Below are 13,662 nucleotides of genomic sequence, written 5' to 3'. Positions count from 1 at the left end.
CTTACTATTGTCACGGTACCACTCCGGAAATCTCCTAAGAAGTAAAAAACAAACCCTGCCAGAGTTTGGAACTCTGGCAGGGTTGAAGTATTCTTCGATTTTTAATTAAGCTTCTTTATTTGCCAACTGTCCGCAGGCGGCATCAATATCTTTTCCTCTGCTTCGGCGTACTTTCACAACAATATCGTTTCTTTCCAAAGCTTTTATGTATTCGTTTATCGATTCTTCCGAAGCTTGCTGAAATTCACCATCATCGATCGGGTTGTATTCGATAAGATTGACTTTGCACGGAACATATTTACAGAATTTCACCAAAGCATCAACGGAAGCTTTATTGTCATTAATTCCTTTCCAAACGACATATTCATAGGTAACCCGGCTTTTGGTATGGCTGTACCAATATTCTAAGGCTTCACGCAAATCAGCCAACGGAAAGCTTTTGCTAAAAGGCATGATTTGCGAACGGATTTCATCAATTGCAGAATGCAGGGAAACTGCCAGTTTGAATTTCACTTCGTCGTCAGCCAGTTTTTTAATCATTTTAGGAACTCCTGAGGTTGAGACCGTAATTCTTTTTGGCGACATTCCAAGTCCTTCCGGCGAAACAATCTTGTCTATTGCTTTCATGACATTGTTATAGTTCATCAACGGTTCTCCCATTCCCATAAAAACGATATTCGATAAGGGACGATTGTGATACAGTCGGCTTTCATTATCGATGGCCACTACCTGGTCATAAATTTCATCAGGATTCAGATTTCGCATTCTTTTCAGCCTTGCAGTAGCACAAAAATTACAATCAAGGCTGCAGCCCACCTGAGAAGAAACGCAAGCCGTTGTTCTGGTTTCCGTAGGAATCAATACTGATTCTACCACCAATCCGTCATGGAGACGGACAGCATTTTTTACAGTTCCATCTTCACTTTTTTGCATTTGGTCGACCCTGATATGGTTGATGACAAAATTTTCTTCCAGCATCTGACGCGTTGCTTTGGCAACATTGGTCATGTCATCAAAATTATGCGCTCCTTTGTTCCAAAGCCATTCATAGACCTGATTTCCGCGAAAAGCTTTGTCTCCGTTTGAAACAAAAAATTCCCTCAATTGGTCTTTTGATAATGCTCTGATGTCTTTCTTCTCAATTTGCATGGCGCAAAGTTATATATTCAAAGTGAGATGTACCTAATGAGTGTTAATATTTTATAATTTTGTAAAAACTTTTTACCATGCATTTTATTTCTCCCGAGCTAGAACTTTATGTCGAAAAACATTCTGAAAACGAACCTGCACTCTTAGCAGCCCTTCACAGGGAAACTTTCCAAAAAATTATGCAGCCGAGAATGCTTAGCGGCCATTTTCAGGGTAGAGTCCTAAGTATGATTTCCAAATTGGTCAATCCGGAAAATATTCTTGAAATAGGAACCTATACAGGTTACGCCACTTTATGCCTTGCAGAAGGAATGAAGGAAAACGGTTCCATCGACACTATTGATATTAATGAAGAATTACTTAGCATTCAAAAAAAATATTTCGACCTGTCGCCATGGAAAAACCAAATAACACAGCATTTGGGAAATGCATTGGAAATTATACCTACACTCGGAAAGAAATTTGACCTGGTTTTTATTGATGCCGACAAGGATAATTATCTGAACTATTTTGACATGATAGTACCTATAATGAATAAGGGAGGTATTATTCTTTCTGATAATGTGTTATGGAGTGGCAAGGTATTGGAAACACCAAATCCGAAAGACATAAGTACCAACGTACTTTTAGAATATAATAAAAAACTGAAAGACGACCCGAGAATTGAAACCGTATTGCTTCCTATCCGCGACGGATTAACCGTAAGCAGGGTTTTATAACCTAATTTCGTATAGGTTCATCATTAGTCGGATTGTCGACGTATTCTTTTTGTGGAAAGTATTTATCCCTTAAGTAAGCATATAATCGCAGCATGATCATTGCCATTAAAATTCCCCATACATATCCGCAAAGAATATCTCCCGGATAATGCAGTCCGAGATAAATCCTGCTGTAGGCAAAAATCAGCGGCCACAAGAAGATAAAGCCCATATATTTAAGGTAAGGCTTCAATACTTTATAAAGAAAAAAGGCAGCAGCCATTGAGTTGGATGCATGGCCGGAAATAAAGCTAAAGGATTTTCTTGTCTGTACGGCACGAATCAGGCCTGCAAGGTCAGGGTCGCTTCCCGGCCGTAATCTTTGGAAGCCGTTTTTGAAAAGATTTGTTGTTTGGTCTGTCAATGTAATCAGTAAAGCCATAACTACAATTATCATCAGGGCGTGCCTCCAGCCCAGATTTTTGAAAACCAAATAGAGTATGATAGCAAAAATTGGAATCCAGTTGATCTGTTTTGTAATAAATAACCAGAAACCGTCGAACGTTTCAGAGCCGAGACTATTGAGATAAATAAACAGGTTTCTATCAAGTTCTAACAATGTCTCCATTATCTATCCTGTCTTTTTATAGGTCCTTCCATCGTTTCGATATCTTCTTTTACTTTCGTAATTTCTGAATTGATATCTTGTGTTATTTTGTCCAAACCAAAACTGTTATCGTTGGAGTTTTCAATAATTTTATTGAAATTTTCTTTTACCTTACTGATTTCTTCAGAAAAACCGCCTGTTAATGATTGGGTATCCAAACCATTTTCTGAAGCTGTCTTGTGAATTTCAGTTTTAATATCGTCTGTTGCATTTTTAAGCTGCTGCATTCCTTTTCCCAAAGTTCTTGCTACTTCCGGAATTTTATCTGCCCCAAAAAGCATTATGGCTATAAATATGATGAATACTAATTCCGATCCTCCGATACCAAACATAATCTTGTATTTTATTCTCGCAAAGATACAGCAAAAAAACAACCGCGGTCTTAGCTTTATTGCTTTACTGTTCTTTTTTAATATGATTTTAACTTAATCCTCCAGTTCGTCAAATTTAGATTTAGCCTTCTCTCTTGGCCATGAATTGTTCTCTAAATCAATATCTGCGGTCTGTAATTTTGGGTCCAGCTTAATCTTAGCTACTTTTTTATCTGTTGCAAAAACACGGGACACTACCTGATTGCCTTTCCTCCATATTTGTACCGGAAAATTAAAATCTTCCGTGGTACCGTCTTCATAAACCAGCTGTACCAAAATTGGCATTAGCATACCTCCTGGCTTTTCAAAAGCAACTTCGTAAAAATATTTTGGGGATTTGAGTTTGCTTCTTTCTTCCTGTGTATATTTTTCCTGAATAAAGTCAGACAACACTTTTATATCATTAACATCCAAAGGTTTTATATTCTTTTTATTAAAACCTTCAGAATCTGACGAAACCATATAAACGAACGGCCCTTCCTCTTTATTAAAACGTCCCTTTCTTATATTGACATCTTTAGTTTCTTTTGGTGCTTCTGCCGTAACATAATATTCTTTCACATTTTGGATTCCTATATCAACATAATCTGTAGAATAAAACCACCCTCTCCAGAACCAGTCCAAATCAACCGCCGAAGCATCTTCCATGGTTCTGAAAAAGTCTTCCGGCGTAGGGTGTTTAAATTTCCAACGGTTGGCATAGGTCTTGAATGCATAGTCAAACAATTCTTTCCCCATAATGGTTTCACGCAATATGTTCAATCCTGTGGCAGGCTTGGCATAGGCATTGGCCCCAAATTGGTGTATTGTTTCCGAATTTGACATAATTGGCTCTAAAAAATTCTGCGGTCCGCTCATATACGGAACAATCTTAGCCGCGGGTCCTCTTTGTGAAGGATAACTCGGGCTTAATTCCTGTTCTGCCAAATACTGCAGGAAAGTATTCAATCCTTCGTCCATCCAGGTCCATTGGCGTTCATCAGAATTGACAATCATCGGGAAAAAGTTATGCCCTACTTCATGAATAATCACGCTTTGCATGCCGTATTTTATTCTTTCGCTTACGAATCCGTTTTCATCAGGACGTCCGTAATTCCAGCAAATCATAGGATATTCCATTCCCTGGTCTTCGGCAGAAATCGAAATTGCTTTTGGATAAGGATAGTCAAACGTGTGTGAGGAATAACTTTTTAAGGTATGGGCAACCGTTTTTGTTGAATATTCGCCCCAAAGCGGGTTGGCTTCCGGCGGATATAATGATATGGCCATTACTGACTTTTCCGAAAGCTTTACAGCCATGGCGTCATAGATAAATTTTCTTGAAGTTGAAATTCCAAAATCACGCACGTATTTTGCACTGAATTTCCATGTTTTTTTCTTGTCTGAGAAACCTTTTGAAGCTGCTTCTGCCTCTTCCTGAGTAACTACCACAACCGGCTTGTCATAGGTTTTTTCTGCCAACTGATATCGCTTAAACTGTTCTGCAGTGAAAACTTCTTTCCTGTTCAGCAAGTCACCCGTCGCTTCCAGAATATGGTCTGCAGGAACGGTGATATTTACTTCAAAATTCCCAAACGGAAGGGCAAATTCTCCCGAACCCCAAAACTGCATGTTCTGCCAACCTTCTACATCATTATAGACGGCCATTCTTGGATAGAATTGGGCAAGTACATACAGGTTATTACCATCTTTATCAAAATGCTCATAACCGGAACGTCCTCCCTCTACCCTATAATTATTGATATTGAACCACCATTTTATAGAAAATGAGATTTTTTCTTTTGATTTCAAAGGTTTCGGCAAATCAATACGCATCATGGTATGGTTGATGGTATATTTCATCGGATTGCCCTTCGCATCTTTTACATATTCAATCACAAAACCTCTTTCCGGTTTTTCTTCCAGAAATTTTTTCGAAAACCCGGCCGGAGTCATTGCCTTATCCATTTTTTGATTATCTACCAAAGGTGATTCCGAGTCTTTCGCTTTTTGATTTTGGTCGAGCTGCACCCATAAATATTCCAGATTATCCGGCGAGTTGTTATGATAGGTAATGGTTTCCGTTCCATAAAGCCTTGCATTACGGTCATCCAATTCGATGTTCATCTTATAATCTGCCTGTTGCTGATAATAGGCCGGACCTGGCGCTCCCGATGCTGTTCGAAACATATTAGGCGTGGCCATCAAATCATACATCTGGCTGAATTTGTTGGTATCGTATTTCCCAGGCTCGCGCTTCTTTTCCGTATTTTTTGTTTCTTGCGCAAAGAACACCGCAGGAAGCATCGCGAATAGAAAAATTATTTTTTTCATGGAGGAGTTGGGTTATTTTAAGATTGAAATTTAATCAATTTGATGTAATACCGGAAAAAAAATGCTAATAATTTAACTGACCCCGTATTTTGTCTGAGGTAAGAAGCAGGCTTTGCTTTTTCCCTAAAACGTGCGTATGGAAAATATGCTGCTGGTCATAAAGCTCCATTAAAATAGTGTCTTTTATTTCGATAGAACTGATTTTCTCGACATTCTTGATTGTGAAATAGCAAATCAGGACATTATCTTCTACTTCTTTGCCTAAAAAACGGATTTCTTTTTCCTGTTCGTTTACTTTAACGGCAAATTTTTCCTGAAAATATTTCTGAAGCAGTTCTTTGCTTTCTTTTATTTCCTTACTTGTTCCCAGATATATTTTTTTGCCAAACCTTTTCTCCAAGGCCAAATCCATATCATCAATAAAAAGTCGGGATGTTATTTCTATGGCTTTCTTTTCCGGCACATAATCCAATTGGTTTACGGAAACATAAAATTTGTGAAGCGAAGCCGAAGTCAGCCCAGTAAACAACAGTAAAAGAAAAACTATTTTGATTGCCTTTTTCATTTTACAAAAGTACTATTCTTTTACAATTTCTTCATTTTGAAGTTCATTGTATTTTCTGGCCAGTTCGATTATTGCCAATTTGATTTTATCTTTCACCCTCGAATTGACAATTTTCATAAAATCCGGCTGTTCGGAGCAATAATACTTGAACGCCATGACATAATCAGGGTCAATCTTTAGTACTCTAATGAAATATTCATCACTATACAGGATTCCAATTCTTTCAATCAGCATTAGTTTTTTCTCACCTTCGACCCTTGCTTCTCTTTCTGCCCTACTTCCTACTCTGGCTATCATCCTTCGTTCTGCAACCGTATAAACTTTTGGCTTGAATTTTATGATTCCTAAATTATAGGCCGTTATGTTGACATATTTTGTAATTTCGACTTCATCGAGCTGATTTATTTTAGGCTCCATTTCTATAATAATGATATCTTTTTGAAAATCATCCGCTTCAATGATTTTTCTTTTATAATGCATATTGACAGCTGAAAAAACGAGCAGGTCGTCAACCTTTGCCAGAATCGAAAAATCTCCATTGGAATCTGTGACGGCTGATTTTTCATTTACCAAATTCACCAGATTTATGCCTTCAACGTTATTGCCGTTTGCAACAACTCTTCCCTTTATCATTTTTTCTTGCGAAAGGGCGACATAAGAAACCAAAAAAGTAAGGAGTAAGATTTTATTGCTTTTCATCAGACTGCAACTTATTGTATTCTACTGCAAGTTCATTGATCCAAAAAGTTGCCAGTGTTTTGTTTTTTCCCCTAACGGCACTTGCGAATTTAAAATCTTCGATACAGAAGTATTTGAATGCCATGATGTAATCAGGATTGATTTTAAGGGTTTGCGTATAAAATTCATCATCGAAAAGATCATTTACTTTTTCCAGAAGTATTTGTTTTTTCTCTACCGAAATATTCTGCTTAAGTCTTTTGGTCCTGCCCGACATTAAATTAATTAGCGGGTCGAGCAGTCCCGTGGTGGCCGTCCTCAATTTTCTTTCTGCCGGGGTGTAAACTTTTGCAGGCTTTGATAAAATGCCTAAAGAAACAGCATTAATGTTGTTGTATTTTGTAATTTCTACTTCATCCAGCTGATTGGCTTTGGGTATCATCTCAATGATAACTACTTCCGATTTCAGGTCGTCAGCATCAATAATTTTTCGCTTGTATTCGAAATTCAAAGCAGACAGAACCAGCAAATCGTCTTCTTTTGCCAGAATGCGAAATTCTCCTGCTGCGTTTGTAACGGCTGATTTTTCATTAACCAGATTGACTACATTAATTCCTTCAACATTGTTGCCACTGCCTGTAACTTTTCCGCGGATTATTTTTTCCTGTGAAAAAGTAAAGTGCACTACAAATAAAAAGGCAAAAAGAAAGCTAGTTTTCATCTGAAATCAATTTAAGATATTCCTTTGAAAGCCTGGCCAGTTCAAACTCTGACTTTATCTTATTTTTATCTTCTAATAACCTTACAAAATTCTCATCACCTATACTGTATAATTTAAAACCTTGTATGTAGTTTTCAGGTATTTTAAGATGTCCTAAAAAATAGTCATCCTGAAACATATCTTCTACCTTTTTCAACAAAAATTCCTGCTGTTCGATTTGCACTTCTTTCTTAAGACGTTTTGTTTTTCCGTTTATTGCATTTAGTACCGGATCCAAAGGAAATTGTCCAAACAGAAGGCCAACCAAATGGACCGGCTTAAAATCACCAGCCGTCCTGAGTCTGCGTTCTGCAGGAGTATATCTTTTTGCAGGAGTTTCCAAAATTCCCAATTCAAAAGCATCAAGATCCTTATACTTTGTAATCTCTACTTCGTCAAGGCTTGTTGTTTTTGGAATCACATTAACAGTAATCGCACCAGCAAGGATGTCTTCTTTGCTAATGATTTTTCTTTTGTACTCGAAATTTATAGCTGAAAACACCAGTAAATCGTCTTCTTTTGCCGAAATAAAAAACTCACCCTTTTCATCTGTAACTGCTGATTTTTCATTAACCAGATTAACCACATTAATACCGCCTACATAGTTTCCATCTGCCATTACCTTTATTAGCAGAAGTTTCTCCTGTGATTGTGAAAACAACATTCCTGCCGATAGCAGAAAAAGCAAAAGCGTGTAATTATTTCTTTTCATCGGCAAGCAATCCCCTATATTTTTCTGCCAGTTTTATGATTGATACTTCAAGAGCGGTTTTATTGTTTTGGTCTAATGCCTTGCTAAACTCTTCATCGCCTACAATGTAGTATTTAAAGCCATTGACATAGTCTTTCGGAATATCGAGGCTTTCTGTATAATAAGCCTCGTCAAAAAAATTATCCAGCTTTTCAAGCCTGGCTATTTCTCTCTCTACCTGAACTCCTTTTTTAAGCGTTTTTGTTCTACCTGATAAGAAATTAAGAATGGCATCGTTACTGATACCCAAACCTTGTATTAGTTCCACAGGCTTTGACGCCGTCCTCAACTTTCTTTCTGCCGGTGTATATTTTTTCACTCCCTGCACTACCGAAAATTCATCACTTTTTTCAACCACAACTTCCTGAAGCTCTGTCACCTCAGGCTTCATCACAATTTCAACATTTCCTGAATTGAATTCGTCTTTTGTAATCGTTTTTCTTTTGTGTTCAAGATTGGCTCCCGACAAAATCAGCACGTCACCTGTTCTGGCATAAATGTAGAATTCTCCTTTTGCATTCGTTCTGGTCTGGGTGGCATTCGAAAAATTAACTACTTCAATATCATCAACCGGAACTTGTCCTGCTGTTATTTTTCCATATATTTTTTTATTCTCCTTACTCTGCGAAAACGCAATTTGAGAAAGCAGTATGAGTAGTATTAAAAAGTAATTATTTTTCATTGGTTATGGTTTGAATATATGTTTTGGCAATCTCTCCTAATAAAAATGTCGCCATTGCTTTATTTTTACTGTTCAGATTTTTTACTAATCGTTCGTTTTCAACCGCATAATACAAAAATCCTTTGACATTTTCGGCAGGGATTTTAAGTTTTTTCGTATAGTATTCTTCTTCAAACAAATCCTCCAGCTGGCTTATCCATTTCTCTCTTTTTTCTACTTCCAGTTCTTTCTTGAGCATCGAAGTCCTTCCGGACATCAGGTTTAAAAGCGGGTCGAGAGTAAATGAATTATTTAGTCCTACTTTAGGATCTACACCTGTCGCTGTTCTTAATTTTCTTTCGGCCGGTGTATAGACCTTGGCGGGCTTGGGTATAATTCCTAAATCGTAAGCATTGATATTTTTATATTGCACGACTGTTACTTCATCCAATTGATTTACCATAGTTTCCAGCTTCACAAAGAACAATTCTTTCTCAAAATCAGCCTGGCTGACTTCCACAATTTTACCTTTGAACTGGATAGACGAAAACATTAATGAATCTCCTTCTTTGGCCTGAATCGAAAAATAACCGCCTTCTTTGGTTACTGTTTCTTTTTCTGAAGACAGGTTCAGGACATAAATCCCATCAAGATTGGAAGCAGATGCCATAACTTTCCCTTTCAGGTTTTTTCGCTCGGAAACCTGTGAAAGCACCGAAGGAGAAACAGCTATAAAAAAAGAACATAAAAATATTTTTTTCAGCATAATGAATTGAGGGATAAGTTTGTCAGGTAAAAATATCTTATCACCTCCCAAATTATTGCCAACGACCTAATAAATTTGTGTTAATAATAAAGTTAGCATTCTACTGCTTTATAATTTCCAACCTTGCTAACTTTACGTCATAAAATCATATTAAAATGAAAAATCTGATTATAGCGAGTACCTCAACATTACACAACGGAGGTTATCTCGAATATCTTTTGCCGGAACTTTCTGTTCACTTCAAAAATGTGTCGGAACTTGTCTTTATACCTTATGCCAGACCAAGTGGTATATCACATGACGAATATACTGAAAAAGTACGTCAGGCTTTTTCTAAAATCAACATTAAAGTAAAAGGCCTGCATGAATTTGAAGACCTGAAAGAAGCCCTAAAACAAGCGGAAGGAATTTTCACAGGTGGCGGAAACACTTTTTTATTAGTAACACAGCTTTATCGTCATGACCTGATGACTTTGCTGTCTGAAACATTAAAAAAAGGTACTCCTTATTTAGGAACCAGTGCCGGAAGCAATATAACCGGACTGACAATGCAGACTACTAATGATATGCCTATTATTTATCCGCCAAGTTTCCAGACTTTGGGCATGATTCCATTTAACCTCAATCCGCACTATCTCGACCCGGACAGCAACTCAACACATATGGGCGAAACACGGGAAACAAGAATAAAAGAATTTCATCAATTCAACACTTTACCCGTTTTAGGGCTTAGGGAAGGAAGTTGGCTGGAAGTAAGAAACGAAACCATAACCTTAAAAGGAAATCTGAAAGCACGCCTTTTCAGACAAAACCAGCAACCTGAAGAATTAGAAAGCGGAAGTGATTTGAGTTTTCTGAACTAGCAACATTTAATGCCCCCTGAAGTTCATAGAACTTTGCGCCTCTGCGAGTAATTATTTCACGCAAAGGCGCAGAGGCGCAAAATACAAACCCCTAAATTTATTGGAAATCTATTTCTGATAAAATTTTGGAAATAAAAAAACCTCAAGCTTTCACTTGAGGTTTTATTTTTAGAGCGGAAGACGAGGCTCGAACTCGCGACAACCAGCTTGGAAGGCTGGAGCTCTACCAACTGAGCTACTTCCGCATTTCTACGGTGCAAATATAAGCAATAAGTTTTTTCAGTTGCAAGTTTTTTTTCAAAAAAAATACAATCTTTTTTTCGCAATCTTTGCACAAATAAGCTTTTCGACCGCTAAGAGTTTTATTATTAAATTGTTATATTTTACAATACCGCCCAAAAAATTTTAAAAGAAAAATGGAAACTATAAAAGAAATACCCGCATTAGATACATTTTCTGTCCGACATCCCGTTTTACGACCCGGAAAACCGATAGAAACCTGCCATTTTGAAGGCGATAATTCAGAATCTACAAAACATTTTGGCTTATTCAGCAATGAAAAACTTGCAGGCATTGCTTCCCTGTTCATACATCCCACTCCTTTCTTAGAAGAAAAATTACAATTTCAACTAAGAGGCATGGCCATATTGCCGGAATTTCAGAAAAAAGGATTTGGCGAAGCTTTAGTAAAGCATGCAGAAAATGATGCCCGGGCACGTGGCGGAAAAATTATCTGGTTTAATGCACGGGAAATTGCGGTTGGATTCTATAAAAAACTCGGATATGAAATTATTGGAGAGCCTTTTGACATAGCCGTTATTGGTAAACATTATGTAATGTACAAAAAGTTAGATACCGTATAAAAATTTACCGGGTACTTCGCAACTTGAAACTTTTTGAGTAACTTCACACAAGTCCTTGTACAATTCTTTGGTTATGTATCGATTTTTTCTCATAACGGCATTATTGCTTCTTCTGGTTTCCTGCAAGGAAAAAGAAATCGCTTATACCCCACCTTTAAATAAGGATACAGGAGATGTGACCAAACACGAACCCAGAAGTTATGATATTGATTCCGCTTATGTAGCAAGCTTTGAGAATGATTCGCTTACTTCATTTTACAGGATGAATGGTTTCAAAACTGTATGGAATACGTCAAAAAACAGACAGCTCATCATTGAAGAACTTTTAAGAGTTGACAAGGAAGGTTTAGAACCTAAAGATTACAATTCCTACGAGTTGGAGCGTCAGGAAAAAAGCCTGTCTTCATTAACCGAAAAAGAAATCGTAAGCTATGACGTGCAGATGACACTTGCCATTCAAAAATATCTTCTGCACCAGACCCGCGGCAAACTAAATCCAAAAGAACTTTATGCGGATTGGGATTTGATTCCTAACCAGGCAAAAATCAATCAGCTATTAACAGATGCCAGCAATGGTGATTCACTACAGACTATTATTGAAAAAGCAAAACCAAACCATATTGTCTATAAAAAACTAAAAGAAGCGTTGGTGCTCATCGATAAATTCCCAACCGATACGCTTAAAAAAATAGAAGTTGCCGGAAAATTAAAAGTAAATGATACCAGCCAATCAATCATAAATATCAAAAAAAGACTGATGTACTGGAGAGACATGACACCACAAGATTCTCTTACCAATCTTTACGACCCCGAAACTGAGAAAGGAATCAAGAGATTCCAGTCCAGACATGGGCTTGTAGCAGATGGAGTCATTGGCCCGAGTACGGTCATGGCACTAAATATTCCTAAAAATGTGCGGAAAGAACAAATCATTGCCAATCTGGAACGCTGGCGATGGTTCCCTAAGAATATGGGAGAGCACTATATTATTATCAATATCCCTGATTACAGGCTCTATACGGTTTTTAAAAATGATACGACCAGAACACATAATGTGATTGTTGGCACTTCTAAAAGGAAAACACCCATATTGAGTTCTAAATTGAGTTATGCCGTATTCAATCCTACATGGACTGTCCCTCCTACAATTTTAAAGGAGGATATAATACCTGCCACAACAAAAAACCGAAACTATCTCACGAAAAAAAACATTACTGTTTATGACAAAAACGGAAAAGAGGTAAGCTTAACGAGCTGGGATCCTGAAAAAGCACTGAACTATCGCTACGTGCAAAGTCCCGGCACTTATAATTCATTAGGAATGGTAAAAATAATGTTTCCGAATAATTTTACGGTTTACCTGCATGACACGAATCACAGGGAATATTTTGACAAAACTAACCGTTCACTTAGCTCCGGTTGCGTCCGGGTTCAAAATCCGTTGGAGCTGACAGAGTACCTGTTAGACGATAAGAAAAACTGGAGTCTTGAAAAGATTACCGAAACCCTGAAAAGAGAAAAAACTCAAAATGCGAAAATTAAAAAAGAAATTGCCATTCACCAGCTATATTGGACAGCATGGAGTAATGGCAATAGTTTACAATTCAGGCCTGATATCTACACCTTAGACAGCAGTCTGTATCTTAAATTACGAGATTAATTTAGTTGCTGCTTTATAATTAGCAGAAGGATGGTAGATAAAAAGGCACGATTTATCTTTAATCACATTGATAACTTCTTTTGTAATTCCAACCGGTAATGCAGGGCATCCCTGGCTTCTTCCAAGTCTTCCGTGAGTTTTTATAAAAGATTCTGCCACATAGTCGGCACCATGAACGACAACCGCTCTGCTTCTGGCGTTATCATTTATACCTTTCTCTAATCCATCAAGGCGTAACGAAAGACCGTGTTTTCCCTGATAAACTTCTCCGGTGGCATAAAATCCAAGACTGCTTTTGTTAGAAGAAGATGCATTTGAAAACTCTTTTGCATATTCTTCGCCTGTATTTCTGCCATGGGCAACAAGTGAATTATAAAGTACCGTATTGGTTGACATGTCAATAATCCACAATCTCTTGGAATTGGAAGACAGACTAAAATCGATAATTGTTAATATGTTTTTTGAAACCAGACCTTTCTCTTTCAGTTGGTAAAAACCCTGAAGCGCTTTTGAAAAACTCTCCAATTTTGGTAAAGAAAGATTATTTGAATGCAGTGTGTGGTATAGCTTTTCAGCTTTCATCGAAAAACTTGCTTCGGCTGTGGCTGCAATTAATTTTTCTGGCTCTGTAGGTTTGCTCACATTTGTTGTAAATGAAGCAAAAAAGTACATGAAGACGGGTAAAAACTTGTAAATCATTGAAATTCTAATGGGTTAAAATTGACTTGGGGAGCGCCAAAAGTATTAAAAAAAATTTATTCTCAAAATTTATTACTCTTAAAATGAGGTATTTAACAAAATTAACCTTTTTTTAATTTTAGTGTAACAGAGATTATAACGCACAAAATTCAAAAATATTGCAAAGTAATTGTGTATGTATATTTTATGGCTATTTTT

At 37.2% G+C, this 13,662-nt stretch carries 15 protein-coding genes and 1 tRNA gene; 4 read left to right on the top strand and 12 right to left on the bottom strand.

Translation table 11 applies throughout. The features are described 5' to 3' along the window. Positions 1-105: 105 nt before the first annotated feature. Complete coding sequence (rlmN, locus tag BGO88_RS08640; protein ID WP_056068279.1) at positions 106-1,149, bottom strand: dual-specificity RNA methyltransferase RlmN; 1,044 nt, start codon at positions 1,147-1,149, stop codon at positions 106-108. A gap of 77 nt (positions 1,150-1,226) precedes the next feature. Here rlmN and BGO88_RS08635 point away from each other — a divergent pair, with 77 nt between their 5' ends. Further along, entirely contained in the window at positions 1,227-1,868 is a 642-nt protein-coding gene (locus tag BGO88_RS08635) for an O-methyltransferase (protein ID WP_101471329.1), read from the top strand. Between the two features lies 1 nt (position 1,869). Here BGO88_RS08635 and BGO88_RS08630 read toward each other — a convergent pair whose 3' ends face one another. The 9 genes from BGO88_RS08630 to BGO88_RS08590 all read right to left on the bottom strand — a co-directional run bounded on the left by BGO88_RS08630 (position 1,870) and on the right by BGO88_RS08590 (position 9,379). Further along, on the bottom strand, positions 1,870-2,475 hold the full coding sequence (locus BGO88_RS08630; protein ID WP_308842162.1) for a phosphatase PAP2 family protein: 606 nt from the start codon (positions 2,473-2,475) through the stop codon (positions 1,870-1,872). After that, positions 2,475-2,846: a Sec-independent protein translocase subunit TatA/TatB gene (locus tag BGO88_RS08625; RefSeq protein ID WP_056068273.1), complete on the bottom strand. Its 372-nt coding sequence runs from the start codon at positions 2,844-2,846 to the stop codon at positions 2,475-2,477. The genes BGO88_RS08630 and BGO88_RS08625 overlap by 1 nt, the downstream gene beginning before the upstream one ends. 93 nt (positions 2,847-2,939) lie before the next feature. Then, positions 2,940-5,198, bottom strand: a complete 2,259-nt coding sequence (locus tag BGO88_RS08620; RefSeq protein ID WP_286706614.1) for a M1 family metallopeptidase — start codon at positions 5,196-5,198, stop codon at positions 2,940-2,942. Positions 5,199-5,262: 64 nt separating this feature from the next. Continuing rightward, the gene (locus BGO88_RS08615; protein ID WP_056068269.1) at positions 5,263-5,763 is read right to left on the bottom strand and encodes a DUF6702 family protein; all 501 of its coding nucleotides are present in this window, start codon (positions 5,761-5,763) and stop codon (positions 5,263-5,265) included. A gap of 12 nt (positions 5,764-5,775) precedes the next feature. Then, entirely contained in the window at positions 5,776-6,462 is a 687-nt protein-coding gene (locus tag BGO88_RS08610) for a carboxypeptidase-like regulatory domain-containing protein (protein ID WP_286706613.1), read from the bottom strand. Further along, positions 6,449-7,162 (bottom strand): carboxypeptidase-like regulatory domain-containing protein, encoded by a 714-nt coding sequence (locus BGO88_RS08605; protein WP_286706612.1) that lies wholly within the window; start codon positions 7,160-7,162, stop codon positions 6,449-6,451. Before BGO88_RS08605 ends, BGO88_RS08610 begins: the two co-directional genes overlap by 14 nt. Beyond that, positions 7,152-7,913, bottom strand: coding sequence for a peptidase associated/transthyretin-like domain-containing protein (locus BGO88_RS08600; protein ID WP_286706611.1), 762 nt, complete (start codon positions 7,911-7,913; stop codon positions 7,152-7,154). The genes BGO88_RS08605 and BGO88_RS08600 overlap by 11 nt, the downstream gene beginning before the upstream one ends. Next, positions 7,900-8,634, bottom strand: coding sequence for a peptidase associated/transthyretin-like domain-containing protein (locus tag BGO88_RS08595; RefSeq protein ID WP_286706610.1), 735 nt, complete (start codon positions 8,632-8,634; stop codon positions 7,900-7,902). Before BGO88_RS08595 ends, BGO88_RS08600 begins: the two co-directional genes overlap by 14 nt. After that, positions 8,624-9,379, bottom strand: coding sequence for a peptidase associated/transthyretin-like domain-containing protein (locus tag BGO88_RS08590; RefSeq protein ID WP_101471323.1), 756 nt, complete (start codon positions 9,377-9,379; stop codon positions 8,624-8,626). Before BGO88_RS08590 ends, BGO88_RS08595 begins: the two co-directional genes overlap by 11 nt. 155 nt (positions 9,380-9,534) lie before the next feature. Here BGO88_RS08590 and pepE point away from each other — a divergent pair, with 155 nt between their 5' ends. Further along, the gene (pepE, locus tag BGO88_RS08585; protein ID WP_286706609.1) at positions 9,535-10,242 is read left to right on the top strand and encodes a dipeptidase PepE; all 708 of its coding nucleotides are present in this window, start codon (positions 9,535-9,537) and stop codon (positions 10,240-10,242) included. A 172-nt stretch (positions 10,243-10,414) separates the two neighbouring features. On the opposite strand, the gene BGO88_RS08580 is transcribed toward pepE, so the two are convergent. After that, a tRNA-Gly gene (locus tag BGO88_RS08580) sits at positions 10,415-10,487 on the bottom strand. 171 nt (positions 10,488-10,658) lie between these two features. On the opposite strand from BGO88_RS08580, the gene BGO88_RS08575 reads away from it, so the two are divergent. Beyond that, on the top strand, positions 10,659-11,105 hold the full coding sequence (locus BGO88_RS08575; protein WP_286706608.1) for a GNAT family N-acetyltransferase: 447 nt from the start codon (positions 10,659-10,661) through the stop codon (positions 11,103-11,105). A 73-nt stretch (positions 11,106-11,178) separates the two neighbouring features. Continuing rightward, positions 11,179-12,765 (top strand): L,D-transpeptidase family protein, encoded by a 1,587-nt coding sequence (locus BGO88_RS08570; RefSeq protein ID WP_286706607.1) that lies wholly within the window; start codon positions 11,179-11,181, stop codon positions 12,763-12,765. On the opposite strand, the gene BGO88_RS08565 is transcribed toward BGO88_RS08570, so the two are convergent. After that, a complete protein-coding gene (locus BGO88_RS08565) occupies positions 12,754-13,464 on the bottom strand; it encodes a murein L,D-transpeptidase catalytic domain family protein (RefSeq protein ID WP_056068251.1) in 711 nt (236 codons plus the stop codon). The two genes, BGO88_RS08570 and BGO88_RS08565, sit on opposite strands and share 12 nt — an antisense overlap. Between the last annotated feature and the right edge of the window lie 198 nt (positions 13,465-13,662).

The sequence above is a fragment of the Flavobacterium sp. 38-13 genome, from assembly GCF_001899155.1.
GTDB lineage: Bacteria > Bacteroidota > Bacteroidia > Flavobacteriales > Flavobacteriaceae > Flavobacterium > Flavobacterium lindanitolerans.
This window is presented reverse-complemented; position numbering and strand designations above follow the sequence as displayed.